23 protein-coding genes and 1 pseudogene are annotated in these 23,931 nt (G+C 72.0%); 12 read left to right on the top strand and 12 right to left on the bottom strand.

Features of this window, described 5'->3' with window-relative positions:
• Positions 1-43: 43 nt before the first annotated feature.
• Positions 44-838 carry a carbon-nitrogen hydrolase family protein gene (locus AA23TX_RS08205; RefSeq protein ID WP_155544321.1) on the top strand — a complete coding sequence of 265 codons (795 nt, stop codon included), beginning with the start codon at positions 44-46 and terminating at the stop codon, positions 836-838.
• Positions 839-880: 42 nt separating this feature from the next.
• Here the strand turns inward: AA23TX_RS08205 and AA23TX_RS08200 are convergent.
• The 4 genes and pseudogenes from AA23TX_RS08200 to eccB form a co-directional block, all read right to left on the bottom strand.
• Positions 881-1,881, bottom strand: a pseudogene (locus tag AA23TX_RS08200) (IS481 family transposase).
• A 125-nt stretch (positions 1,882-2,006) separates the two neighbouring features.
• A complete protein-coding gene (locus tag AA23TX_RS08195) occupies positions 2,007-2,666 on the bottom strand; it encodes a response regulator (RefSeq protein WP_155541960.1) in 660 nt (219 codons plus the stop codon).
• Positions 2,663-3,358 carry a response regulator transcription factor gene (locus AA23TX_RS08190; RefSeq protein WP_196425225.1) on the bottom strand — a complete coding sequence of 232 codons (696 nt, stop codon included), beginning with the start codon at positions 3,356-3,358 and terminating at the stop codon, positions 2,663-2,665. Before AA23TX_RS08190 ends, AA23TX_RS08195 begins: the two co-directional genes overlap by 4 nt.
• Before the next feature lie 11 nt (positions 3,359-3,369).
• Positions 3,370-4,791, bottom strand: a complete 1,422-nt coding sequence (gene eccB, locus AA23TX_RS08185) for a type VII secretion protein EccB (protein ID WP_155541958.1) — start codon at positions 4,789-4,791, stop codon at positions 3,370-3,372.
• Between the two features lie 140 nt (positions 4,792-4,931).
• On the opposite strand from eccB, the gene AA23TX_RS08180 reads away from it, so the two are divergent.
• Positions 4,932-5,981, top strand: a complete 1,050-nt coding sequence (locus AA23TX_RS08180) for a type VII secretion protein EccE (RefSeq protein WP_155541957.1) — start codon at positions 4,932-4,934, stop codon at positions 5,979-5,981.
• Between the two features lie 7 nt (positions 5,982-5,988).
• Here AA23TX_RS08180 and AA23TX_RS08175 read toward each other — a convergent pair whose 3' ends face one another.
• From AA23TX_RS08175 to AA23TX_RS08145, 7 genes are read right to left on the bottom strand one after another with little or no spacing between them, the layout of a single operon-like run.
• Entirely contained in the window at positions 5,989-6,579 is a 591-nt protein-coding gene (locus AA23TX_RS08175) for a hypothetical protein (protein ID WP_155541956.1), read from the bottom strand.
• Positions 6,580-6,629: 50 nt separating this feature from the next.
• On the bottom strand, positions 6,630-8,003 hold the full coding sequence (gene eccD / locus AA23TX_RS08170) for a type VII secretion integral membrane protein EccD (protein ID WP_155541955.1): 1,374 nt from the start codon (positions 8,001-8,003) through the stop codon (positions 6,630-6,632).
• 37 nt (positions 8,004-8,040) lie between these two features.
• Complete coding sequence (locus tag AA23TX_RS08165) at positions 8,041-8,361, bottom strand: YbaB/EbfC family nucleoid-associated protein (RefSeq protein ID WP_086674669.1); 321 nt, start codon at positions 8,359-8,361, stop codon at positions 8,041-8,043.
• Entirely contained in the window at positions 8,358-8,828 is a 471-nt protein-coding gene (locus tag AA23TX_RS08160; RefSeq protein WP_196425224.1) for a hypothetical protein, read from the bottom strand. The genes AA23TX_RS08165 and AA23TX_RS08160 overlap by 4 nt, the downstream gene beginning before the upstream one ends.
• A complete protein-coding gene (locus AA23TX_RS08155) occupies positions 8,828-10,189 on the bottom strand; it encodes a WXG100 family type VII secretion target (protein ID WP_155541953.1) in 1,362 nt (453 codons plus the stop codon). Before AA23TX_RS08155 ends, AA23TX_RS08160 begins: the two co-directional genes overlap by 1 nt.
• 2 nt (positions 10,190-10,191) lie before the next feature.
• Complete coding sequence (locus tag AA23TX_RS08150; protein ID WP_155541952.1) at positions 10,192-11,256, bottom strand: WXG100 family type VII secretion target; 1,065 nt, start codon at positions 11,254-11,256, stop codon at positions 10,192-10,194.
• Positions 11,257-11,294: 38 nt separating this feature from the next.
• Complete coding sequence (locus AA23TX_RS08145) at positions 11,295-12,071, bottom strand: WXG100 family type VII secretion target (protein ID WP_155541951.1); 777 nt, start codon at positions 12,069-12,071, stop codon at positions 11,295-11,297.
• Between the two features lie 143 nt (positions 12,072-12,214).
• Here AA23TX_RS08145 and eccCa point away from each other — a divergent pair, with 143 nt between their 5' ends.
• From eccCa to AA23TX_RS51005, 4 genes are all read left to right on the top strand, one after another.
• Positions 12,215-16,141 carry a type VII secretion protein EccCa gene (gene eccCa, locus AA23TX_RS08140; protein WP_155541950.1) on the top strand — a complete coding sequence of 1,309 codons (3,927 nt, stop codon included), beginning with the start codon at positions 12,215-12,217 and terminating at the stop codon, positions 16,139-16,141.
• A gap of 162 nt (positions 16,142-16,303) precedes the next feature.
• Positions 16,304-17,008: a S1 family peptidase gene (locus AA23TX_RS08135; RefSeq protein ID WP_338422488.1), complete on the top strand. Its 705-nt coding sequence runs from the start codon at positions 16,304-16,306 to the stop codon at positions 17,006-17,008.
• 55 nt (positions 17,009-17,063) lie between these two features.
• Complete coding sequence (locus AA23TX_RS08130; protein WP_155541948.1) at positions 17,064-17,507, top strand: YdeI/OmpD-associated family protein; 444 nt, start codon at positions 17,064-17,066, stop codon at positions 17,505-17,507.
• A complete protein-coding gene (locus tag AA23TX_RS51005) occupies positions 17,507-17,839 on the top strand; it encodes a nucleotidyltransferase domain-containing protein (protein ID WP_369334184.1) in 333 nt (110 codons plus the stop codon). Before AA23TX_RS08130 ends, AA23TX_RS51005 begins: the two co-directional genes overlap by 1 nt.
• A gap of 89 nt (positions 17,840-17,928) precedes the next feature.
• Here AA23TX_RS51005 and AA23TX_RS08120 read toward each other — a convergent pair whose 3' ends face one another.
• Positions 17,929-19,392 carry a class I adenylate-forming enzyme family protein gene (locus AA23TX_RS08120; RefSeq protein ID WP_155541947.1) on the bottom strand — a complete coding sequence of 488 codons (1,464 nt, stop codon included), beginning with the start codon at positions 19,390-19,392 and terminating at the stop codon, positions 17,929-17,931.
• 255 nt (positions 19,393-19,647) lie between these two features.
• Between AA23TX_RS08120 and AA23TX_RS08115 the strand changes: the two genes are divergently transcribed.
• The 6 genes from AA23TX_RS08115 to AA23TX_RS08090 all read left to right on the top strand — a co-directional run bounded on the left by AA23TX_RS08115 (position 19,648) and on the right by AA23TX_RS08090 (position 23,837).
• Positions 19,648-19,992, top strand: a complete 345-nt coding sequence (locus AA23TX_RS08115; RefSeq protein ID WP_155541946.1) for a WXG100 family type VII secretion target — start codon at positions 19,648-19,650, stop codon at positions 19,990-19,992.
• 17 nt (positions 19,993-20,009) lie between these two features.
• On the top strand, positions 20,010-20,312 hold the full coding sequence (locus tag AA23TX_RS08110) for a hypothetical protein (protein ID WP_020644701.1): 303 nt from the start codon (positions 20,010-20,012) through the stop codon (positions 20,310-20,312).
• A 106-nt stretch (positions 20,313-20,418) separates the two neighbouring features.
• Entirely contained in the window at positions 20,419-20,805 is a 387-nt protein-coding gene (locus tag AA23TX_RS08105) for a hypothetical protein (protein ID WP_155541945.1), read from the top strand.
• A complete protein-coding gene (locus AA23TX_RS08100) occupies positions 20,802-22,109 on the top strand; it encodes a WXG100 family type VII secretion target (protein ID WP_155541944.1) in 1,308 nt (435 codons plus the stop codon). The genes AA23TX_RS08105 and AA23TX_RS08100 overlap by 4 nt, the downstream gene beginning before the upstream one ends.
• Before the next feature lie 25 nt (positions 22,110-22,134).
• The gene (locus AA23TX_RS08095; protein ID WP_155541943.1) at positions 22,135-23,475 is read left to right on the top strand and encodes an alpha/beta hydrolase; all 1,341 of its coding nucleotides are present in this window, start codon (positions 22,135-22,137) and stop codon (positions 23,473-23,475) included.
• Complete coding sequence (locus AA23TX_RS08090) at positions 23,472-23,837, top strand: hypothetical protein (protein ID WP_155541942.1); 366 nt, start codon at positions 23,472-23,474, stop codon at positions 23,835-23,837. The genes AA23TX_RS08095 and AA23TX_RS08090 overlap by 4 nt, the downstream gene beginning before the upstream one ends.
• Positions 23,838-23,931: the final 94 nt, after the last annotated feature.

Genomic DNA, 23,931 nt, shown 5'->3' with positions numbered 1-23,931 from the left:
ATACTCCCCGGTGACGGCGGATCCCAGCATGCAGGAGGCAGTGGTGGCGCGAATCGCGTTGTGCCAGGTCAACTCGGGTGACGACCCGGCGGCGAACCTGAAGCTCGTTCGCTCCGGGGTGGAAGCCGCGGTGGCCGACGGCGCGCGGATCGTCGTGTTCCCCGAGGCGACGATGGCCCGCTTCGGGCGTCCGCTGGCGCCGGTCGCGGAGGAGCTGGACGGGCCGTGGGCCTTGGCGGTGGCCGCGGTGGCCGCCGAGCACGACGTGGTGGTCGTCGCCGGGATGTTCACCCCCGCGGACGGCGGCCGGGTGCGCAACACGCTGCTGGTCACCGGCGCCGGGCAGCACCGCGGCTACGACAAGATCCACCTCTACGACGCGTTCGGCTTCGCGGAGTCGGACACGGTGGCGCCCGGCGCGTCGGTGACCACGTTCGAGCTGGACGGCGTCGTCTACGGCGTCGCGACCTGCTACGACGTGCGGTTCCCGGAGCTGTTCCGCGCGCTGGCCGACGACGGTGCCGACGTCGTGCTGCTGCCTGCGTCCTGGGGCGCGGGCGAGGGCAAGCGCGAGCAGTGGGAGGTGCTGGTGCGCGCGCGAGCCCTCGATTCGGGCTGCTGGGTGCTGGCCTGCGGCCAGGCGGACCCGGCGGCGACGGGCCTCACGGTGAACCCGAAGGCCCCGACCGGGATCGGGTATTCGCTGGTCGCGGATGGTTTCGGCCGGCTGCACGCCGCCGCGGGCCCGGCCCCGGAGACGCTGGTGGTCGACATCGACACCGCGGTGTCGGCCAAGGCCCGCACGGCGACGGGAGCCCTGGCCAACCGCCGTCTCTGAACCCGGCCGGACGCAGCTTTCACGGGAAAGCTCGGGACGGGCCTAGCTGTGATGTCCGGGGAGGTTGGTCAGCCGGGTGACCGGCGGCTTGCCGCCGGTTGAGCTGTGGGGTCGATGATGATTGTAGAAGTGCAGCCACCCCGGTAACGCGGCCCGCCGCAGGGTTTCCGACGGATAGAAACGGGCATAGGCCCAGCCCTCGGCCAACGTGCGGTGAAACCGTTCGATCTTGCCGTTGGTCTGCGGCCGGTAAGGCCGAGTCCGTTTCGGAGTGATCCCCAGCTCGAGGCAGGTATCGCGCCAGGCATGAGACCGGTAGGCCGACCCGTTGTCCGAGAGCACCCGCTCGACGGCGACGCCGCGGGCAGCGAACCAGGCCACGGCCCGGCGCAGCACTGCGGTGGCGGTAACAGCGGTTTCGTCGGCGTGGATCTCGGCGTAGGCGACGCGGGAATGGTCGTCGAGCACCGTGTGCACGAACCCGGTCCCGATCTTGGGGTTGCGGTAGGCGTTGCGGGGCTTGCCCGGCGTCGCGGCCCGGTTGCGGTCACCTTGAGCGCGTCCGACGTAGCGCCAGCCGCCGCCGTCGGGGATGTTGCCGAACTTGGTGACATCGACATGGATCAGCGACCCGGGATGGTCGTGTTCGCAGCGGCGCAGCGGCGCAGCGGCTCGCCGGTGACCCGGTCGATGCGGGAGAGCCGGTTGATCCGGCATCGCACCAGCACCGCGTGCACCGTGGATGCGGGCAGGCCGAGCCGGCCGGCGATCTGGACCGGGCCCAGCCGCTTGCGCCACCGCAACCGCACGATCGCCCGCACCAGGTGCTCGGGTGTGCGGGTCGGGCTGCGGCGGGGACGGCAGCTGCGATCAGCCATGCCGGCCACGCCTTCGGCTCGGTAGCGGGCGGCCCATTTCGCGGCGGTTTTGGCGGCGACCATGAACATCTTCGCTGCTGCGGTGCAGGTCCAGCCGTGCTCGACGATCAGGCGGGCCAGGCGCAGCCGGGTGCGTGGGGTCAGGGTGGCGTTAGGGTGGGACACGAAGGCCTCCGGTGGGTGAAGCGGTTCCTAGACAGCTCCACTTCACAACCGGAGGCCTTCACCTGTCAGCACGACAGGCCGCCGCTGGTCACCTCAACTCGGGACAACGTCCCTGGACATCACACCTAGCGGAGCAGGCCCTCGCGGATGGCGACGCGCACGAAGCCCGCGCGCCGCCGTTCGCCCGTCTTGTCGCGGATCCGGTCCAGGTACGACCGGACCGTGCGGACGCTGATGTTGAGGATCTCCGCCACGTCGACGTCGCGCTCCCCCGCCGCCACCAGGCGGAGCACCTGCTTCTCGCGCTCCGACAGGACGATCTTCGGCCCCGCGTGCCGCTCCTCGCTGTCCTGGATGATCATCCCGGCCAGCGTCGGCGAGACGTAGGCGTTGTCGTCGGCGATCGTGCGGATCGCGCGCAGCAGCTCGTCGCCGTCGACGTCCTTCGACAAGAAGCCCTTCGCGCCCGCCTGCATCGCGCCGAGCACCTCCGGCTGTTCCGCGTGCGCGGACACCACCAGCACCTTGTGCCCCATCTGCCCCACTTCCAGGACCGCGGCCGCGTCCTGGACGCCCCGGAGCTTCAGGTCGAGGACCACGACGCTGCCGGCCGGCTGGTCCTGCACCGCGAACCGGGCCACCGAGTCGGCGACGGCGCCGAGCTCGATGTCCGCGGCCTCGGTGAGCACGCGGGTGAGCGCGTACCGGTAGAGCGGGTGGTCCTCGATGACCCCGACGTGGATCCGCCGGGGCGCCTTGGCCGCCGCCTGGTCGTCGTCGCTCATTTGCGGCCGCCGCGCCGCGGGCCGGAGCCGCCGATCAGGCCGCGCCGGATGGCTTCCTTGACCAGGCCCGGCCGACGCCGTTCGCCGGTCTTGTCGCGGATGCGGTCGAGGTAGCCCCGCACCGTCCGGACGCCGATGCCGAGGATCAGCGCGATGTCGACGTCGCGCTCCCCCGCCGCCACCAGCCGCAGCACCTGCTCTTCACGCGGCGACAGCTCGACGTCCGCCGAGACGGCGGGCCGGTCCGCGTTGTCCTTCATGATCATCCCGGCGACCACCGCCGAGACGTACGCGCCGCCGTCGGCGACCGTCTTGATCGCGATCAGCAGCTCGTCCCCGTCGACGTCCTTGGAGAGGAAGCCGCGCGCCCCCGCGGCGATCGCCCCCAGCACGACTTCGGGCTCCGCCTGCGCGGAGACCACGAGGACGTGGTGCCCGAGTTCGCAGACCTCCAGGACCGCCGCCGCCCCGGCGACGCCCGGGAGGCCCAGGTCCAGCAGCACCACGCTGCCCGGTGGCTGCCGGTGGACGTGGAACCGCGCCACCGAGTCGACCACCGCCCCCAGCTCGATGAATTCGGCTTCGGCCAGCACCCGCTCCACCGAAACGCGGTACAGCGGGTGGTCTTCGATGACCGCGACCCGGACCCGGCCCCGGTCCAGATCGTCCTCGGCCGAGCGCTCTTGTGTCATGTGCACGACTTTCACCCCGTTCCACCCGACGGGGCCGGCTGCCCGGCCGTGGCCGGGTCCAGCGCGGGGCCCATCGGCACCAATGCCAGCAAACTACCGTTGACCGGTGACTTGGCCACGTTTCCGTAGCCGAGCGAGGCCACTGCCTGCGCGTTCACCACCGGGTACTTCCGGCCCGTGTCGGTCACCAGGTAAGTGGTGGCCGAGCCGGATTCGACGACGACGGCTCCCCCCGACGGAGGTACCCACACCTCGTCCGCCACCCGTGCTTCGGTCCTCGTGGCGACCTGGATTGCTTTCGCGCCAGGGGAAAGCGGGAATTCGGCCGAAACGAGCAACCGGCTGCCCTGGATGCACAGCACGACGGAGTTACCGGTGATCGGCGCCTTGCCCGGGATGCGGTCGGGGAACGCAGCTGGGTCAGCACCGCCGGCGCGGGGCGCGGCGACCTTCGGCACGGCGGCGACGTCGGCCGCGCGGACGTCGACCGGCGCCGGCCTGCCGGGGTACGCGGCCGCGTTGGCCTCCGTCGTCACCAGGAGGCTCGCTTCGGTCTGCCCGACCGGCTCGAGGCCGTCCCGGCGGACCAGGTAGTACGACGTCGCGGAGCCGGGCGCGGCCATCGCGTCCACGACGGCGAGGACCTCACCGACGCGGGTGTCGCGGCCGCCCACCTCGGGGCCCCGGTCGCCGGCGCCGTCGACCGGCAGCGCGGTCAGGTCACGCCCGGCCGGGACGGTGTCGATCCACCGCGCGGACACCGCGATCGTCGGGTAGCTGTCGAACTGCAGCGCGGTCGCGGCCTCGTCGGACAGCTTGTAGCGGCGGCCGCCGGTGAGCAGGAACCGGTCGCCCTCGGGCAGCCGGACGATCACGCCCTGGTCGCGGGGCAGCTCGACCCCGGACGCGGGCGCGGCGAGCAGGACGGCGGTGCGCGGCTCGGCCGACGCGGGCGCGTCCTGCGTGGTGCGGCTGCAGCTCGTCCACGGCGTCGTGACCAGCGCTCCGGCGGCGGGCACCGAGTCGGGCGCCCCCGGGATGCCGATCGGGGTGCCGCGGCCGGCCTTGCCGAGGTTCTCCGGCGAGACGGACACGGTCGCGTCGCCGTTGCCGCCGGCCAGCAGCCGCGCGGAGGCGTAGTTGAGGACGGGGTGCAGGACGCCGTCGGCGCCGAGCACGAACCGCGCGCCGGTGCCCTCCTCGACGATCACCTTGCCACCGGCCAGCCAGTCCTTGCCACCGGAGGGGTTCAGCAGGCCGATGATCCCGAAGACGGCGGTGACGAGCAGGGCGGCCACGAGCCCCAGCACCGTGCCGAGCACGAGCCGCCGGCTGGGCGAGACGGGGTGGTTGGCGTCAGCCGCGACGAGAGCGGAAACGAGCCTGCGGCGGAGGAACTGGTACGCCTGGATCTGGTCCCGCTGCGTCCACACGCGCTGTGCCCCCGGCTGTGTGCGTCGTCCTCCCGAGTGCTCGATGCTAGGCACCCGAATGGTGCAAGGGGAGGGTAATTTTTACGCCCACACGGCATCCGGGGAGGCAGTAGCGTCGCAGACCGGGGAAAGGGGAGCCCGTGTCCGTCGAAACCGCCGGCGCCGTGCGCCCGGCACCGCCGCGGCCCGCGTCCACGCCGCTGCCCTGGCTGCTGCCGATCCGGCCGCTGCAGGCCGCGCTGTGGGAGATCGCGGGCATCGCCGTCCTGCTCGCGTGGATGGTCGACACGGTCTCGCAGCCGGTGCGGATCGCGGTCAGCGCGGCGGCCGGGCTCGTGGTGCTGCTGACGTCCGTGCGCTTCGCCGGGCGGCACCTGGCGGGCTGGGCCCTGACCTGGACGGCGTTCCGGCTGCGGCGCCACGACACGCGCCGCGACAGCCCGGATCCGCTGCTTTCGGTGGCCGGCCCGGTCAAGGTGCGCCAGCACGTCGACCGCGCGGGCAACCGCTTCGGCGTCGCCGAGGTCGACGGCGGCTGGAGCGCGCTGGTGCGGCTGACGCAGGGGCCGGGAGCGCCGGGGCCGCTGGTGGAGGCGTTGCGTTCGGCTTACGCGCGCACGGACGTACCGCTGGCGTCGGCGCAGCTGCTGACGTGGGCCATCCCGCGCGGGGAGCAGGTGCTGCGGGTGCGCTGGCTGGCGGTCCGGTACCGGCCGGACCTGGCCCCGATCGCGGCATTGGCCCGTGGTGGTGGCGACCTGGGTGCGTTGCGGAGCACGGCGTCGGCGGCGTTGAGCTTGATGGGGGCGCTGGCCGAGGCGGGGTACCAGAGCACGGTGCTGGAGGCCGGGGAGCTGGCGAAGGAGCTTCGGGTCGCTCTGGGTGTCCAGGGGGCGGCTTCCGCTCAGCCGAACCGGTGGAAGTCTTGGACTTGGGGTGACTCGGCGCAGGTTTGCTTCCGGCCGAGGACGTCGAAGGTGGTGGATTTCGCGGTGCCGGGAGCGGCTTTCACGGCGACTTCGTACCTGCTGACGCGGACCGCCGGGGGGCGGGAAAAGGCTGAAGTGACGGTGCGGGTGGGGGCTCGGCCCGGGGCCGCGGTCCCGTCGCCGAGGATTCCGGTGGTTCCGTTGCACGGCCGGCACGGCGCCGCGGTGCGGCGGACTCTTCCGCTGGCGCTGGACAGCTGAGCACGAGTCAGTCGTGGGATCCGGGCGGATGTTCTGCGGCGCCGGTCGACGGAATTCCCAAGTCTCGCCGGAAGGACTCATTCAGCTGTCGAGCCGCTGACTCGATCCGGGGATACAGGTCGTTCGAGTCCCGGGCGATCTCGCTGATCATGGCCGCGTCGGCTTCGCGGCCTTCTCCGGTCGGGTACTGCAGATAAAGGAATCTCAGAGTACGCAGAAAGCCACTGAGCGACTTCAGCTGTGCGGACGTTTCGGCCGACCCGACTATCTCGACCTTCCCCAGCTGAGCGTGAACCACTTTGGTCACCGAATCAAGCCTGGAGCTGGCTGTTCCGATCTCGGAATGGCTGGACACGAAAGGGTCGTAGGAGCCGAGGAACTCGTTCACGCCGCCCGTGATGGTTCCGTAGATGTCCACACGCATCTTGCGCCAGTCGAGAGTGTCGTCGTGCGTCAGCTTGAGACGTTCCCGTTCGAGGTCGTACCGCCTGATCCGCGCGTCCCGCCAAGCGTTGATCACCTGACCGACCACCACACCCGCGACGCCCAAGATCGCGACGACAATGGGGATCCAGATCGGGACCTGAGAGTTTTGCATCGACGTAGGGTAATGGGCCGCCGCAGTCGTCGGTGGCGGCCCATTACTCCTCAGCCGCGGACGGCTTCGTACACCCCCGCGATCATGCCCACGAACGGCACCAGCGAAAGCAGCACCAGAAACTCCGAAACGTCCAAAAGCCTCGACCAGTAAGGCGAACGCAGCCCGCGCGCGACCCGCGTCGCGTAAACCAGGCACACCACCGCCGCCAGGACGACCGCGCAGCCCGCCGCGAACACCACCGTCCGGTTGCCCGACGCCACCAGCCACACCCCGGCGCACACCAGCGAAAGCACGCCGAACCCGACCAGCACCAGGCGCTGGACCCGGCCCGCGTACGACCGCGACCGCAGGATCCACGCCAAGCCCAGCACCGCGGCCAGCCCGGCGTCCCACGGTCCGCCCGCCGACAGCACCACCGACGACGCCAGCACCACCAGGCCCAGGCCCACCAGCAGTCCCGTCAGCACGGCCTGGGCCCGGGATGTCCGGCCGATCATCTCCGTGCCCAGCGACGGCTGTTCGTCCGCGCGGAACGCCTCCATGTCGTCCGGCACTCGAGGCAACGGCAGCCGGGCCAGGCGCAGCGACAGCATCGGGGCCACCGCCGCCAAAGCCGTGCTCAGCACCGAGACCACCGCGGCCGCCGACACGGGAGAAACGCCGGCCAGCAGGACCACGCCCGTCGTGATCGCGCCGAAGCCCGCCGCGGTCGTGATCGCCACGAACCACGGCAGCCGGTCGGCCACCGAGACCGCCGCCAGGACGCCGTACACCGTCACCGCCGCCAGCCCGGCCGCCAACGGCCCGGCCGACAGCGAAAACAGCGGATGCGGCGCCAGGACGGACATCCCGGCCAGCAGCGCGACGCCGACGCCCGCCACCGCGCCGGCCGCGCCGGCCTCGGCGTCGCCGTACGCGCGGCTCAGCGCGCCGCCGCCGAGGAGCAGCACCAGGGCCAGCAGGCCCGTCCCGATCGGGGCCAGGACGCTGCCGGACGCCGCCGACTGCACCAGCAGACCGCCGGCCAGCAGCAGCACCACCGCGGCCACCAGCCCCGACCGCCGCGCGACCGACGGCCCCCAGCCGCCGGCGGAATCGGCGACGCTCGCGATCGAGTCGACGACGTCGTCGAACAGCAGCGGACCCCGCGGGCGTTCCCGCGGGGTCAGGTGGAGGACTTCGCCGTCCCGGATCTGGGCGGCCGCCACGCTCAGGCCGAGCGCCAACGGCGCGCCGCCGAGCCGCGACAGCACCCAGCCCGGATGTTCGGCCGACGCCTGCCCGGACGCCCCGGCCAGCCGCACCAGCTGCGGCACCAGCTCGGCGAACGTCGACTGCTGCGGCAGCGCGACGTCCACCCGGGCCCTCGGCGTCACCACCGTGACCCGGCGGGTCGTGCCCGTCAAAGACGCGGTGGTCATGCCGCCTCCGCGGAAAAAAGTACGTCGGCGGTGGTCATCAGACGTTCTTCGCGGCCGAGATCACCGGGGCGAACTTGGCGTTCGACGCCTCGGCGAGCTTCTGCAGCCCGGCGTTCACCGCCTCGAGGACGATCTCCGAGAGGTTGCGGGCGTCGTACTCGCGGATCGCGCGGGGGTCGATGTCGATCGAGGTGAACCGGCCGTCGCCGCGGAGGGTGACGGTGACCTCGTTCTGCCGCGAGTGCGCCTTGACCTCCATCGCCTCGACCGTGCGCTGGATCCGCTGGACCTCCTCGGTCTGCTTGCGCACCTGCGCGAGCAGCTCGTCCATGTCCGGCACCGCGTACGGATCGGTCACTGTTGCATCCCTTCGTGCTGGCGGACGCGGACACTGCCCACGAACCGCTGGAAACCGGGTGAGAGCCGCCGCGCGGTCGCGGGCGCGGCCGTGCAGGCGAGCTCGAGCACCAGCCGGTCCGCCGGCGCGGGGCCGGGAACCGTCAGGTGCACCTGGGTCTGGATCAGCTCTTCGCCTTCGCCGGTGCGCAGGCGCAGCAGCTGCATGACGCCGGGCGCGGCCGGGGCGCCGACGTCGCGGCGGCTCAGCACTTCCAGGCCGGCCATCGTGAGCGACAGGCGTTCGACGGCCTCGGCGGCGATGGCGTCGATCGACGCTTCGTCGGGCCGCTGCTGGACGCTGACCGTGATGTTCGGGACGAACTCGCCCGGCGCAGCGTCGTGCACGGCGACGAACACCGCGCCCGACTCGCCCGGGTCGACGGCCGTCCAGCCGTCCGGGATGACGAAGTCCAGGGGAAGGGTCATCACAGCCCCACGTAGGAAACGGCGTCGTCCCAAGCGGATCCGACGGCGTTGGCCGCGTCGTTCGCCGCGGTCCCGACGTAGTCCGCGGCCGCGCCGCCGTACTCGGTGATGGTGTGGCCGAGCTTCGGCAGGTCGATGTCGATCTTCGCGCCGACCCCGGCGCCGAGGCCGAGCGCCGCGCCCGCCTTGAAGTTGACCTTGATGTGCCCGGCGTCGTAGGTGGCCTGGGCGTCGAGCTGCGCGCCGATGCCGTACTGCAGGGTGCCGTTCGCGCCGACGCCGATGCCCGCGACGTCCGCGGCCACCTCGCCTTCGACCTTGCCGCCGGCGAAGACGTTCGCGTGCGCGCCGACGCCGTGCGCCCCGATGGTGCCGGACGCGCTCGCTTCACCACCCGCGAAGACCGTGCCCTTGGCGTGCGCCGCCGCCGGGCCCCAGTCCCCCTTGGCTTCGAGCTCTTCCTTCACCGCGGCCAGCTCGGTGTGCCCGGACGCGCCGACGTCCCAGCCCTTCGACGTGATCTTGCCGTCGTACTCCGGGGTGAGCCCGTCCTGCTCGTGCTTGAACTTGTAGTACGTGATCTCGGTGTTGTTGCCGAGCTTGTCCTTGAACCCCTCGGGCTTCGGCTGCCCGAACGGCGTGTCCGCCTTCTTCGGCGCGCGAGTGCCTTCCAGGCCGTCCCAGGTGAGCTTCTTCCAGCCCGAGTTGCCGAACCACGACGGCGCGCCGCGCGGCCGCTTGCGCCCGTCGAGGGTGCTGCCGTTGAGCCAGCCCAAGGGACCCCAGGTCTTCTTGCCCAGCTTGTACTCCAGCCGCTGGGTGCCCTCGGGCGGGAACAGCTCGGCCAGCGCGTCGGAGAACTCGTCGACGACCTGGCGGGCGGCCTGGACGCTCTGCTCCCCGAGCTGCCGCGCGGCCTGGATGAACGCGCCGACCGAGCCGGAGTTCACCGCGCGCGCCTGCGCGGTCAGCTGCTGGGCGTACTGGTCGAACTGCGCGATGACCGAGTCGACGGCGGCCTTCGCCGACTGGACGAGCTGCGCCGCCGTCGAAAGCCGTTTTGCCTGGTCGTCGAGCTTCGTGGCGGCGTCCGTCAGCTCCTCGCCCAGTTTCCCGGCGGCCGTCGCGAACGCGGTGTAGGCGTCGCCGTCCCAGTCCGCGTGCAGGGTCTTCGCGGACTCGTCGATCTCCTTCGCCTTGCCCGAGACCGTCGAGGCCTGGGTGGCGACCCGCTGCGCCGCGGCGCTCAGCGCACCGGGATCACCGGTGACGCGCCGCTGGCACTCGACCAGGACCTGCCGGTAGCCGGACAGCACGGAGCTGACCACCCCCGACGCGTCGACGACCCCCGAGGACCACATGGCTAGTTCCCGGCCGCGTCGTAACCGACGTGCTGGCTGAAGTGCTTGCCGTTGTAGTCCATGGCGATGTCGAGGTCGAAGTCCTGACCGCCCGGAGCCTCCACAGTGGACTCACCGGTGGTGAGGTTGGTGTGGATGACGACCTCGTCGGGGTGCGCGGGCGCCGGCGCGGGGATCGGAGCCGGGGCCGGGGGAACCGAACCGGTGGCCGGCGTCGTCGAAGCGTGGTCGACGGGGATCCAGCTGTTCGAGGGGTTCAGCGGGGTCCCGTTGGCGGTCACCGGCACGGTCGCGCCGTTCGCTCCCGTGCCGGTGCCCGAACCGCCGCCGGTGGCGAGCGCGGGCGGGGTGTAGTCGGTGAACGAAGGCTGCTGCGGGATCCCCCCGCCGCTCCCGCCCGCCACCGCCTGCTGCCCGGCCGGACTCGCCACCGACGACGGGGCCTGGGGCGCCGTGACCGGGGTGTTCCCGATCGACGGCGTCGTCGCGCCCGCACCGCCGGAGTCGTGGTGGAAGAGCTTCTCGATCTGGCCGATGACCTGCGCGAGCTGGGTGATCTGCTGGGCGAGGTCGACCGCGCCGAGCGCCTTGAGCAGCGCGCCGATAGCGGTGATGAACGCCCGCAGCGACGCGCTCGTCGCGGTCGACAAAGCGACCGCCGCGCCGTAGGTCCACCAGTTCGACATCAGCGCGGCGACCGTCGGGTTCACCGCCGAGACGACCGCGCGGTAGGCCTCCTGCGCGGTCTTGATCAGCGTCCCGGAGACCCCGAGCAGCTCGGCGCCCTTCTGGACCACGTTGATGATCTTCGTGAGCTGGTCGAGCGATTCGCTGATCTTCTTCAGCGCCGACTCGCTCGCCGCGCCCGACCAGATCTTGCCGAGCTGGTCGGCGGCCTTGGTGAGCTCGGTGTACATGCTCAGGAACTGCTCGGCCTTCTTGACCAGGTCGACCACGTGCTGCGCGATCTGCTCCGGCTGGCCGGTGACGATCTGCGGCAGGATGGTGATCGGCCCGCCCGAGGACGCGGTCGCGTCCATCGCGCTGGAGTTCGGGAAAGTCAGCATCGGACCTCACAAAGGTTCTGTAGTGCCAGACAGGACGATCAGGCGACGACGGAGGCGGGCCGGTAGACGCTGACCTTCGCCAGGCCGCCGATGCGGGCGTCGAGGAGCCCGTGGTTGTACAGGCGGCCGCCGTCGCCGGCGACGCCGATGACCGGCTGGCGGTCGGAGAACAGCAACGGCTCGACGACCACGACGTCCCCGCTGTGCACGCCGCCCGGAACGTCGGAGAACGTGCGCGCGGTGCCGGCGTAGACCTCGATGAGGCCGACGCGCGCCTGGTTGTCGGCGTCGCCGGCGAGCCAGTCGTTGAAGTCGGCGACACCGTGGAAGCGCGTGTCGGTGATCGGGTGGTCCCCGAGCCTGCCGAGCCGCGCGTCCCCCAGGTAGCGCAGCACGTTCCCGACCGACGACGGCTCGCCGTGGGCGCCCGCGCTGTCGTTGATCGCCAGGGTGGCGAGCTCGGAGGCGTGTGAGCTGCCCCAGATCGACGACGTGGGCGTGGTGGATCCGTCGTGACCCCCGCCGTAGCCGGCGGCCGCCGCCCGGTCCGCCGCCTGGTAAGCGTCGGCACTGGCCTTGACCAGCCCGTTGACCTGCTGCAGCAGCTGCAGGAGCGTGCGGACGGCGGTGACCTGGCTGGAGTGCAGGGCGGCGTTGGCGGCGGCGACGGCGCTGCCGAAGCCCGCGAACGACATCGGCTGCACGACGAGCCGTTCGAGGTCGGCCACGGCGTTGATGCCGTGCGCGATGATGCCGCCGACGTTGCCGACGGACGAGCGCATCGCCTCGGGCTCCGCCCGGTACTCGCCGGCCATGGCTCTCCTTCCGCGGGTGGCTGCTCGGCAGAGCGTAAGTTCGGCCCCGGAAGCGGGCGGACGGCAAAAGTACCCACCGCGCCGTGTCGGCAAGTGGCCAAAATACCGGTCAGAGCCACCCCGATCTGCTGGAGCCTTACCTCATGAGCCTGTCGCCGGAGCGCCCTTCCGAGATCGTGCTGCAGTCGCCGCCGATGCTCCCGAAGAGCTCGTCCGGCGGGATGATGCAGCTGATGATGTTCCTGCCGATGATGCTCGGCATGGGCGCGATGTCGTTCGTCTACATCGGACGCGACGGCGGTGTGATGACCTACATCTTCGGCGCGCTGTTCATCTGCGCCATGGGCGGCATGGTCGTGATGTCGCTGGGCCGCGGCGGCATGGCGAAGAAGGCGCAGATCAACGACGAGCGCCGCGACTACCAGCGCTACCTGTCCGGGCTGCGGGCCCAGGTCCGGGACATCGCCGACGGCCAGCGCGCCGCGATGATCGCCGTCCAGCCCGACCCCGCCGACCTCTGGGCCTACGTCGAGACCGGGAAGCTGTGGGACCGGCGGCGCACCGACGGCCAGTTCGCGCAGGTCCGCGCGGGCACCGGGCCGCAGCGGCTGGCGACCCCGCTGAAGGCGCCGCAGACCGTGCCGCTGGAAGACCTCGACCCGGTGTGCTCGACCAGCCTCAAGCACTTCATCCGCACCTACTCGACGGTCGACGACCTGCCGGTGGCGCTGTCGCTGCGCTCGTTCGCCGCGGTCACCGTGGCCGGGCGGCGGCCGGACGTGCTCGGCCTGGTGCGGTCGCTGCTGTGCCAGCTCGTCACCTTCCACTCCCCGTCCGACCTGCGGGTCGCGGTGTGCGTCCCGCAGGACCGGCAGCACGACTGGGAGTGGGCGAAGTGGCTGCCGCACGCGACGGCGGCCGGTGCGGCCGACGCCGTCGGCTCCCGTCGCCTGGCCGCCGACTCGGCGGCCGGCCTGGCCGAGCTGCTCGGCGCGGACCTCGGCGAACGTCCCGCGTTCAGCCGGCGCGCGGCGGCCGAGCTGGACCTGCCGCACCTGGTGGTCGTCGTCGACGGTGGCACCGCCCACGGCGAGCCCCGGCTGATCGGCGAGGACGGCCGGCTCGGCGTCACGGTCATCGAGATCGGGCCGGAACACCCGCGGACGTACTCGACCGAGCGGCTGCTGAGCCTGCACACCACCCCCGACTCCCTGGGCATGGTCGTCGGCGACGCCACCGAGCAGCGGCTCGGGTTCCTCGGCCGCCCGGACATCCTGGACCGCGGCGCCGCGGAGGCGCTGGCCCGCATGCTGACGCCGTTGCACACCCCGGCCGCCGTCGTCGGCGACAAGCCGATGTCGGCGACGTTCGGGTTGTCCGGGCTGCTCGGCATCGGCGACCCGCGCGACACCGACACGACCATCACGTGGGCGCCGCGCGCCGCGCGCGACCGGCTGCGGATCCCGCTGGGCGTCAACCCGGAGGGCCGCCCGGTGGAGCTGGACCTCAAGGAGTCGGCCGAGGGCGGGATGGGCCCGCACGGCCTGGTCATCGGCGCGACCGGCTCCGGCAAGAGCGAGCTGCTGCGGACGCTGGTGACGGCGCTGGCGGTGATGCACTCGTCGGAGACGCTGAACCTGGCGCTGATCGACTTCAAGGGCGGCGCGACCTTCGCCGGGATGACCGGTCTGCCGCACACCTGCGCCGTCATCACGAACCTGTCCGACGACCTCGCGCTGGTCGACCGCATGGCCGACGCGCTCAACGGCGAGCTGCTGCGGCGCCAGGAACTGCTGCACGCGGCCGGGAACTACGCGTCGGTGCGCGACTACGAGAAGGCGCGCGCGGACGGCGTGGCGCTCGACCCGCTGCCGTCGCTGCTGGTGATCATCGACGAGTTCAGCGAGCTGCTGTCCGCGCGGCCGGAGTTCATCGACCTGTTCGTCGCGATCGGCAGGCTCGGGCGCTCGCTCGGCATCCACCTGCTGCTGGCGTCGCAGCGGCTGGAGGAGGGCCGGCTGCGCGGGCTCGACTCGCACCTGTCGTACCGGATCGGCCTGCGGACGTTCTCGGCCTCGGAAAGCCGGACCGTGCTGGGCGTCGCCGACGCCTACCACCTGCCGCCGGTCCCGGGCTCGGCGTACCTGAAGTCCGACACCGAAACGCTCATCCGGCTCAAGGCCGCGTACGTCTCCGGGGAGCTGCCGCCGCGCAGCACGGTCGTGCGCGAGGACGGGCAGGAGCTGGGCGTGCTGCCGTTCTCCCTGGCCCCGGTGGAGATCCCGGTGACGACGGAGATCTCCTCGGCGCCTTCGGAGGACGGCACCGGTGAGACGATCATCCACGCGATGCTCTCGCGCCTGGAGGGCCGCGGGCCGGCCGCGCACCAGATCTGGCTGCCGCCGCTGAACGAGCCGCCGACGCTGGAGCAGCTCCTGCCGCCGCTGGGCGAGGACGCCGCGCGCGGCCTGTGCCCGCTCGGCTGGGGCGGCAACGGCAAGCTGACCATCCCGGTCGCGCTGGTGGACAAGCCGTTCGAGCAGCGCCGCGACATGCTGTGGGCCGACTTCTCCGGCGCGGGCGGGCACGCGCTGATCGTCGGCGCCCCGCAGAGCGGCAAGTCGACGCTGATGAAGGACATCGCGGGCATGCTCGCGCTGACGCACACCCCGGCCGAGGTGCAGCTGTTCGTGCTGGACATGGGCGGTGGCGCGCTGGCCCCGATCGCCGGGCTGCCGCACACGTCCGGCTACGCCACCCGCCGCGACGCGCAGCGCTGCCGCCGGGTCGTCGCCGAGCTGACGACGTTGCTCGAACAGCGCGAAGAGTTCTTCTCCGCCAACGGGATCGAGTCGATCACGACGTTCCGCCAGCGGCGCGCGGAGTTCACCGAGAGCACCGACGGACGCGAGTTCGGCGACGTGTTCCTGCTGGTGGACAACTGGACCACGATCCGCCAGGAGTACGAGCAGCTGGAGGAGCAGATCACCGGGCTCGCCGCGCGCGGGCTCGGGTTCGGCATCCACGTGATCGTCTCGCTCAACCAGTGGATCGGCGTCCGCGCCCAGCTGCGCGACGCGATCGGCACGCGCTTCGAACTGCGCCTGGGCGACCCGATGGACTCCTCGATCGACCGCAAGGTCGCGGTGAACGTCCCGGCCGACCGGCCCGGGCGCGGCATCACGGCGGAGAAGCTGCACTTCCTCGCGGCGCTCCCCCGCATCGACGGCGACCAGCGCCCGGAGACGGTCGGCGCGGGCGGCGTCGACCTCGTCCGGAAGATTTCCGACGCGTGGAAGGGACCGCGCGCGCCGCAGGTCCGGCTGCTGCCCCCCGAGGTGCCCCTGGACGGGTTGCCCGCGGCGCCTTCGCGTCAGGTCACCTTGGGCATCGCCGAATCGACGTTGCGGCCGGTGTACCTGGACTTCGCGGCGGACCCGCACTTCGTGGCCTTCGGCGACGTCGAGTCCGGCAAGAGCTCGTTGCTGCGTGCTCTGGCGCAGGGCATCACGTCGGCGTACACCCCGGACGAGGCGGCGATCATCGTGGCGGACTACCGCCGCGGTCTGCTGGGCGCGGTGCCGGAGGCGCACCTGCTGGGCTACGCGGGAGCCGAGGGCAAGCTGACGGAGCTGATCACCGAGTGCGCCCAGGCCATGCGCAACCGGCTGCCGGGTCCGTCGGTGACGCCGGAGCAGCTGCGCAACCGGTCGTGGTGGCGCGGGCCGGAGCTGTTCGTCATGGTGGACGACTACGAGCTGGTGGCGACGGTGGGGCGGAACCCGTTGCAGCCATTGCTGGAGTTCCTCCCGCAGGCGCGGGACATCGGGCTGCACGTGATCATCGTCCGCGGGTCGGGAGGGGCCGGGCGGGCGTTGTTCGAGCCGGTCCTGCAGCGGCTGCGGGAGCTGGGCTCGCCGGGGTTGATCATGTCGGGCACGAAGGACGAAGGGGCGTTGCTGGCCGACGTGAAGCCGTCGCCGCAGCCACCGGGCCGGGGGACGCTGGTGTCCCGGCGGCACGGGACGGGGCTGGTGCAGGTGGCGTGGACCAAGCCTGCGGAGTCCTGACGCACGGACCGCGACCGCGCGGCGGCACAGACCAGAGCGCCGGTCACCGTCGGCAAGTTACCGACTTCGGTAGGTACCTGAGAACCTCCCACGAACCTACTTTTGTGCTCGTCGCCCGGTTTCGGGGCCGACATCCGGATCACCTGGCCGAAGGGCATTTTCATGCGAATGTCGAGGGCTGTTGCCGCGGCGGGTGCCGCCGCCGCGGCGCTGAGCTTGGTCTCAGCGGGGGTTGCGGACGCCCAGGAGGACATCATCGGCGGGACCACCGTCTCCTCCGCGCCGTGGGGTGCCCAGATCTACTGGAACAACGTGACGACCTACGGCGGGTTCGAGTGCTCGGGGACGATCATCGCCCCGCAGTGGGTGCTCACCGCGCAGCACTGCCTGAACTCGCCGGGCATGCACGTCAAGGTCGGCAACGTGACGCTCCAGCAGGGCACGAACGCCAACGTCGACCAGCAGAAGGCCTCGCCCAACGGCGACATCGCGCTGCTGCACCTGACGACCGCGGTGAACACGACCTACATGAAGCTCGGCACCGGGAACCCGCCGGCCGGGTCGACCAACCAGATCTACGGCTGGGGCCGCACCCAGGGCAGCAGCCCGCCGTCGAGCACCCTCAAGACCGCCAACGTCCGCGTCACCGGCACCAGCACCGACGCGTTCGGCGGCACCGCCATCGCCAGCCAGGGCGTCAACGGCTCGGCGTGGCACGGCGACTCCGGCGGGCCGCAGCTCTCCGGCGGCGTGCAGGTCGGCGTGTGCTCCACGGGCAGCAACTCCGGTTCGAACACGCAGGGCACGCAGAACTACGCGAGCGTCGCGTCGAGCCGCAGCTGGATCCGCACCACGGCCGGCGTCTGAGCCGTGCCCGGCCCGGCCACTCCGCCCGGGTGGCCGGACCGGGCATACTCGCTCCATGAAGTTCCGGACTCAGGTGCTGCTCGGCGGTAAGACGGCGACCGGCCTGCCGGTCCCCGCCGACGTCGTCGAGGCGCTCGGGGCGGGCAAGAAGCCCGCGGTCACCGTCACGCTCGGCGGGCACACCTACCGCACGACGGTCGCCAGCCGCGGCGGGCAGTTCCTGCTGTCGCTGAGCGCGGAGAACCGTGAGAAGGCCGGAGTGGCCGCCGGCGACGACGTCGAGGTGGAGATCGCCCTCGACACCGCGCCGCGCGAGCTGGAGATCCCCCCGGACCTGGCGGCGGCCCTCGCGGCCGACGAGACCGCGAAAGCCCGGTTCGAAAGCCTGTCCTACAGCGGGAAACAGCGGTTCGTGCTGCCGATCGGCCAGGCGAAGACCGAGGAGACCCGCCGGCGGCGCGTCGCCAAGGTGATCACGGACCTGCGCGCCGGGAAGTGATGCCCGCCGGCACCGTCCTGCGCGTGCTCGACGCGGTCCACCCCGCCCGAGTCTGGCTGGCCGGTGGCTGGGGCATCGACGCACTCCTCGGCCGCCGGACGCGGGAGCACCGCGACCTCGACCTGCACCCGCTCGTCTTCGCCGCGGACGGCTCGGCCGTGCAGGCCGCACCCGCGGGGACTTTCCCCTACCCCGCGGCCGCACGGCCTCACGGACATGCGGCACCTCCGCGAAGCCTTCGGCGTCCGCACCCGCTTCTAGCGGCCTGTATCGAAGTCGGTCAGAGCCGTTCGGCAACCGCGGCCCGGCTCTCGAGTCCCAGACGGTCGTGAGTGAGAAACAGGGTTAGAACACTGTTTCTCACTCACGACCACGCCCCAGCAGTCCAAGCCGGACATCGACGCCAGCTTCGATACACGCCCTAGTCCACAATGGACGCCCGCAACGCCGCCTTGTCCGGTTTTCCCGACGGCGCGATCGGCACCGCGCCCACGAAGCTGAACCGCGCGGGCACCGCCGCCTCCCCCAGCTCGGCCGCCACGGCCTTGCGGACCGCGTCGAGGTTCGGCTCGCGGCCCGGGACCGGCACCACGAACGCGTGCGCCGCCTCGCCCGTCAGCTCGTCCGGCACCGCCACGACGTACGCCTGGTCGACGTCCGGGTGCGCCGCGATCGCCCGCTCGATCGGGCCGGTGTAGTGGATGACCGCGTTGACGATCACGACGTCACGCGCGCGACCGGACAGGTGCAGGTACCCGGCGTCGTCCAGCCAGCCGACGTCCTGCGTGCGCACCCAGCCGTCGCGCAGGACCTGCGCGGTGGTGGCCTCGTCGCGCCAGTACCCGGCCAGCGCCGACGGCGTCCGCACCCAGACCTCGCCCTCCGCGCCGGCCGGCAGGGGCACGCCCGCGGCGTCGCGGACCGCGATTTCGACGGTGTCGCAAGCCTTCCCGACGGATCCGTGGCCCTCGCCGGCGCCGCAGATCGTCAGCATCCCGGTCTCGGTCTGCCCGTACGCGTGGTGCATCGCGGGCCCGATCAGCTCGACCGCCTCGGCCAGCTTGTGCGGCGGCACCGGCGAACCGGCCACGACCAGCGTCCGCAGGCCGCTCAGGTCGACGTCCTCGGAGCGCAGCACGTCCAGGACCTGGTGCAGCCGCGGCACGGTCATCAGCGCCGCGGTGATCCGCAGCCGCGGCAGCACCCACGGGAAGTCCGGCAGCTCGGCGGGCACCACCGCGGTCCCGCCGGCCAGCAGGCACACCCCCAGCTGTTCGAGCATCACCGCGCTGGTGAGCGTGCCGAACAACAGGAACCGCCCGAACCCGGCGCCGAGCCGCTCGTGGGCCGAGCCGGGCACCGGCGCGCGCCACACCCGGCCCTCGGTCAGGGCGCGGTAGCTGTAGGCGACGCCCTTCGGCACGCCCGTGCTCCCGCTGGTGTAGACGACCGTCGCGATGTCGTCCGGACGTCCTTGCGGCACCGGCTCTTCGTGACCGGCCAGCAGCTCGGGCCCGACGCGCAGGATCGGCACGCCCGCGACGGTGCCGAGCAGCTCCGGCGTCTCGGACGCCACGTCGACGACCAGCGCGCCGACGTCGCTCACGACGTGGCGCAGCTGCGGCACGGGCAGCCCGGGCCGCACCCCGACGACCCGGCAGCCGAGCACCTGCGCGGCGATGATCGCGGCGAACCCCTCCGGCGTGACGGCGGTGGCGATGCCGACGCCGTCACCCGGCCCCAGCCCGGCCGCCCGCAGGCCCGCGGTGAACCGGCCGATCAGCTCCCGCAGCTCGCGCCGCGACGTGACGCGCGAGCCGTGCTCGAACGCCGGATCCTCCGGGGCGCGCCCCAGCTCGTCCAGCAGTGCCTGCGGGTGGACCATCACGACCGCCTTTCGCCCGGGGCGGCCCGGTCTACCGGGTGGATCTCAGAATTTCGGCAGAACGTCGCTGACCAGCGCTTTCCCGCGTCTGCCACGGCAGACGCGCGGGCGGGGCACCCCCTGTGGGTATAAGTGCCGTCAGTACGACCGGCAGTTGTGCCGTTTGACCACACCTGCCTTCTTTCTAGCGTGACTTTCACACCGCGCGGACCACCGCGTCAGGGGTATTCGCTTCAGGAAGGAGGTGGCCCGTCCATGTCCAGTCCGGGATTCCAGGCAGATTCCGCTGCCATGACGCGCGCCGTCCAGGGTTTCGAGGAAACCGCGACGAACGCCAAGTCCACGATGGCCAGCTTGGAGTCCGAGCTGACCGAGGCGCTCCGCAACTACAAGGGTGACCAGGCCGTCGCGTTCTGGGACCTGCAGCGCCGGCTCCAGGAGAAGATGACCGTGGCGGTGAAGGAGCTCGACACCATGTCACAGCTCGTCCACACCAGCCACCAGAACTACGGCCGCGGCGACGCCGACGTCCACCAGAGCTTCCAGGGGGTCGGCAACACCCTCGAGGGCTCGGGCGTGATCCCCCGCCTCAACCCCTGACCCGAGAGGACGTACCGATGGCCGACGTCGTCGAAATCAACTTCGCCGCGCTGCAGCACAGCTCGGCGTCCCTGGCCGCCAAGGCCAAGGCGCTCACCTCGCAGCTGGAGCAGCTGCACCAGAACCTTCAGCCGATCACCGCGACCTGGTACGCCTCCGGCAGCTCCGCCGGTGACGCGGCCCGCCAGTCGGAGACCCGGCTGCGGCAGGCCACCGCGGACATCGTCGCCATCATCGCCCAGTTCGGCGGCAAGGTCGGCGAGGCCCACGACCTCCAGCAGTCGCTGGAGAACCGCAACCAGGGACTGTTCGCGGGCTGAACCGCGCCCAGACGTCGGTCGGCCGGTGCGGGAAACCCCCCGCTCGCACCGGCCGACCGGCTTTCCCTCCGTTCGTAAGAGAGTGCGACCAGAGAGCCGGGACCCGATGCACGACCAGTCGTACTACGTCCACCTGGAATCGCTGAAGGACTTCGTGCGGGAGCTGGAGACCCAGATCCACGCGATGGCCAAACCGAACGACTTCCTGCTCACCCTCGGCGAGGAGCCGCTGTTGTTCGGCGAGTTCGGCGAAGCCGGGTCGCTGGCCGACGCCCACCGCGCCGCGGTTTCGGAGATGCAGGGCCTGCTCGACCAGGTCCGCAGCGCGATCGGGTTCGCGCAGGACGTCACCACCACGGTCGCCGACGGCTACCAGAACGCCGACGAGGCGGTGGCCGGGGACCTGCACCACTCGGGCGCCGTCACCAACCTCCTCGACCCGGTGCTCGGGCTGCTGGGCCTCGGTGACTCGGACGGGAGCCGCAAGGGATGACGAAGAACACCGCGCACACGAACTTCGCCGCGTACAGCCACCAGCAGCTGTACGCGATGCTCCAGGCCGGCGACCCGAACAGCGCGCGGCACGCCGCCGACAAGTGGAAGTCCGCCGCGCTGCACCTGCACGAGCAGGCCCACAACCTCAACTCGGAGCTCACCGAGTTCAAGGACCAGTGGACCGGTGGCGCCGCCGACCAGTACCAGCACATGATCGTCGACCTCGCGAACGGCATCTCCAAGGTGGCGCGGACCGCCGAGGCGATGAACGTGATGCTCGACGACGCCGCCGACGCCTTGGTCAAGGCCAAGAAGGAGATGCCGCCGCCGGTTTCGGTGCCGGACGTCTCCCCCTCCGACGTCGCGCTCGCGGTGAACCCGCCGCTGCTGCCGGCGGACTCCTCCCCCGCCGTCGTCCAGGCCGCGGCGCAGCAGCGCCAGCAGGCCATCGCGAACGTCGAAGCCCAGCAGTCCGCGGCGAACGCGGCCGGGTCGGCGCACGGTAAGGCGATCGTCGTGATGACGCAGCTGGCCGGCGAGTACACCACCGCCGAGGAGTCGATCCCGGCGTCGCCGAACGCCGTGCAGACGCCCACCGCGCCGCCCGCCGGTGGCGGCGGCGCCGGGAGCGCGGGCTCGCCCGGGCTCGTCGGCAACGGCGTCACCGACCCCGGCGTCGTCGTCACCCCGGCCGACGGGCACCCGCTGCCCTCGACCGGCACGCCGCAGCAGCCGGGCACCGTGCCGACGTCGAACCCGCTGTTCGGCGACATGTTCACCGCCGGGCTCGCCGCGGCTTCGGCCGCCGCGTTCGGCCGGTTCGGCTCGATCATGCCGAAGGTGCCGTCGTGGGCGACCGGCAAGGATCCCAAGGACGACAAGGAAAACCCGGCCGGCACGAAGCTCGGCGGCGGCGGGGCCGGCGTCGAAGGTGGCGCGGGGGGCGGCATCCCGATCGGCGGAGGTGACGCGCCTTCCCTCGGCGGCGCCGGCGGGATTCCCGGCGGGGCCGGGATCGGCGGCGGCGCCGACGGTCCGGCGGCGCACTCGGGCCTGGCCGGCGACGGCGGCGCGGGCAACGCCCTGAGCGGGCTCGCCGGCGGCGCGGCCGGAGCCGCGGGCGCGGCGGCGGCCAAGGGCGCGATGCCGATGATGCCCATGATGCCGATGGGCATGGGCGGTGGCGGCGAGATGGGGTCCGGGCGCCGGATCCCGGCGTGGCTGGTCGAGACGGAGAACGTCTGGGGCCAGTCGGCGCCGGTCGCGCCGCCGGTGATCGGCGAAGAGCCGGAAGCGTACTGAGCCACTCTACGATTGGAGGCGGGCCGTGACGGCTGCCGGCTACCGCGTTGCCCCGGCCCGCCTCGACACCGTGGCCGGGGAGTCCGGCTCGCGGGCCGGGGCTTTGCACACCGCGCAGACGGCCGTGGCGGGCGAGAAGGTGCCCGCCACCGCCTTCGGCCGGGTCGATGCGTCCGCGGCCGCGGCCAAGACGTTCGAGAAGACCATGAAAGAGCTGGGGTCGAAGCTCGATTCGAGCGTGTCCCGGCTCCGGACGATCCAAAGTGGACTGACCGAGTCGGCGGCCGGGTACCGGCGGGCCGACGCGCAGGTCGCGGCGATGTACCGTGCCCTGCTGCCCGAGGATCCCTTGCCGGCCGCCGGAAACCCGGCGGGCATCGGCGGTTCGGCCGACACCGGCGCGTGGGCGCGGGCGATCGCCGCCAACCACACGAAGGTCGCCGACGCGCTGACGGCCGAGCGGTCGAAGCTCGCGGCACTCACCGACGCCGACGAAATCGCGCGGTCGCGGGCGCGGATCAAGCTGTACGAGGACATCCTCGCGAACAACCGGCAGATCCTGAAGTTCGACCCGTCGGGCAACGGCCGGATCGTCGAGCTGGTCGGGCACATCGAGCCGGGGACGCGCAACGTCGGGCTGTTCGTCCCCGGCGTCAACACGCAGATGTCGAACTTCGACGCCTACGCGGGCCTCGGGCGCAGCCTGGTGGCCGCGGACCCGACCGGGCGCACGGCGATGGTCGTCTGGGCCGACGGCGTCTTCCCGCAGAACCCGGTGGTGCAGGGCCCGGACGCGAGCTATGCGCAGACGATGGCGCCGGACCTCAAACACTTCACCGACGACCTGCGCGGCGAGATCTCGAGCCACGCCGGTTCCGACGTCACGCTGACCGCGATCGGGCACAGCTACGGCGGCGCGACGGTCGGGCTGGCCGAGACGCAGGGTCTCGACGTCGACCGCGTCCTGCACGTCGAGTCGGCGGGCATGGGCCACGGCGTCTGGTCGCCCGCGGACCTGCCGCCGAGCCAGGCGGGCGTCCAGCGGTTCTCGATGACCGCGCCGCTCGACCCGATCGAGCTCGCCCAGGGCAACGCGTGGGGCCTGGAGTGGACCGGCATCGGCCACGGCGCGGACCCGGACACGTTCCCCGGCGTCACGGAGCTGGAGACGGGCCGGGCCGCCGACGGGTCGCAGCTGTGGGGCCTGTCCTCGCACAGTGACGTGCTGAAGCCGGGTTCGGAGTCGTGGACGAACATGTACCGCGTGCTCACGTCCGGGCCCACCACGCCGAACGGCAGCTTCGACCCGCGTGGCATCCTCGAGAACGGCGTCGAGTTCCTCAACGACGGGGGTGTGCTGCGATGACCACTCCGGACCTGGACCTCTTGGCGAGCGAGCTGACGGACGTGATCGACGGCGTCGCGGCGGTGTTCGGCCCGTCGGCGGCCCCGACGGTGAACGGCGAGCTGGACTGCGACCCCACTCAGCCGGGCAAGCTCTTCTGCTGGCAGTACGGCGTCCGCCTGGAGCACCCGGGCGAGCCGGAACGCCGCCTCACCGAGGTGATCCCCACCTTGGAGCAGCGCGGCTGGCAGGCCCACGACCGCAGCACCCCGCGCGAGCTGATCGCGAGGTTCTCCCGCGAGGGCGCGGACTTCACGATCCACGTGGCCAGGGCCAGCCACGCGGTGGCGATCATCGGCTCAACCCGCCCCGTCCCCGCCTGACCGTGTCGACCCTCCAATCACACGTGATGCCCCTCCAATCACGCGTGATGCCCGTCTAATCACGCGAGATGCCCCTTTGATCACACGAGTCCGG

Source organism: Amycolatopsis camponoti (assembly GCF_902497555.1).
GTDB classification, from domain to species: Bacteria; Actinomycetota; Actinomycetes; order Mycobacteriales; family Pseudonocardiaceae; genus Amycolatopsis; species Amycolatopsis camponoti.
Note: the sequence above shows the minus strand (reverse complement) of the source record. Positions and strands in the feature narration are given on the sequence as shown.

What these genes read in the sequence shown, in the direction of transcription:
- AA23TX_RS08195 (WP_155541960.1), bottom strand. Translation starts at nt 2,666, where the DNA reads ATGAGCGACGACGACCAGGCGGCGGCCAAGGCGCCCCGGCGGATCCAC.
- AA23TX_RS08190 (WP_196425225.1), bottom strand. Translation starts at nt 3,358, where the DNA reads ATGACACAAGAGCGCTCGGCCGAGGACGATCTGGACCGGGGCCGGGTC.
- AA23TX_RS08175 (WP_155541956.1), bottom strand. Translation starts at nt 6,579, where the DNA reads ATGCAAAACTCTCAGGTCCCGATCTGGATCCCCATTGTCGTCGCGATC.
- eccD (WP_155541955.1), bottom strand. Translation starts at nt 8,003, where the DNA reads ATGACCACCGCGTCTTTGACGGGCACGACCCGCCGGGTCACGGTGGTG.
- AA23TX_RS08160 (WP_196425224.1), bottom strand. Translation starts at nt 8,828, where the DNA reads ATGACCCTTCCCCTGGACTTCGTCATCCCGGACGGCTGGACGGCCGTC.
- AA23TX_RS08155 (WP_155541953.1), bottom strand. Translation starts at nt 10,189, where the DNA reads ATGTGGTCCTCGGGGGTCGTCGACGCGTCGGGGGTGGTCAGCTCCGTG.
- AA23TX_RS08150 (WP_155541952.1), bottom strand. Translation starts at nt 11,256, where the DNA reads ATGCTGACTTTCCCGAACTCCAGCGCGATGGACGCGACCGCGTCCTCG.
- AA23TX_RS08145 (WP_155541951.1), bottom strand. Translation starts at nt 12,071, where the DNA reads ATGGCCGGCGAGTACCGGGCGGAGCCCGAGGCGATGCGCTCGTCCGTC.
- eccCa (WP_155541950.1), top strand. Translation starts at nt 12,215, where the DNA reads ATGAGCCTGTCGCCGGAGCGCCCTTCCGAGATCGTGCTGCAGTCGCCG.
- AA23TX_RS08135 (WP_338422488.1), top strand. Translation starts at nt 16,304, where the DNA reads ATGCGAATGTCGAGGGCTGTTGCCGCGGCGGGTGCCGCCGCCGCGGCG.
- AA23TX_RS08130 (WP_155541948.1), top strand. Translation starts at nt 17,064, where the DNA reads ATGAAGTTCCGGACTCAGGTGCTGCTCGGCGGTAAGACGGCGACCGGC.
- AA23TX_RS51005 (WP_369334184.1), top strand. Translation starts at nt 17,507, where the DNA reads ATGCCCGCCGGCACCGTCCTGCGCGTGCTCGACGCGGTCCACCCCGCC.
- AA23TX_RS08120 (WP_155541947.1), bottom strand. Translation starts at nt 19,392, where the DNA reads ATGGTCCACCCGCAGGCACTGCTGGACGAGCTGGGGCGCGCCCCGGAG.
- AA23TX_RS08115 (WP_155541946.1), top strand. Translation starts at nt 19,648, where the DNA reads ATGTCCAGTCCGGGATTCCAGGCAGATTCCGCTGCCATGACGCGCGCC.
- AA23TX_RS08110 (WP_020644701.1), top strand. Translation starts at nt 20,010, where the DNA reads ATGGCCGACGTCGTCGAAATCAACTTCGCCGCGCTGCAGCACAGCTCG.
- AA23TX_RS08105 (WP_155541945.1), top strand. Translation starts at nt 20,419, where the DNA reads ATGCACGACCAGTCGTACTACGTCCACCTGGAATCGCTGAAGGACTTC.
- AA23TX_RS08100 (WP_155541944.1), top strand. Translation starts at nt 20,802, where the DNA reads ATGACGAAGAACACCGCGCACACGAACTTCGCCGCGTACAGCCACCAG.
- AA23TX_RS08090 (WP_155541942.1), top strand. Translation starts at nt 23,472, where the DNA reads ATGACCACTCCGGACCTGGACCTCTTGGCGAGCGAGCTGACGGACGTG.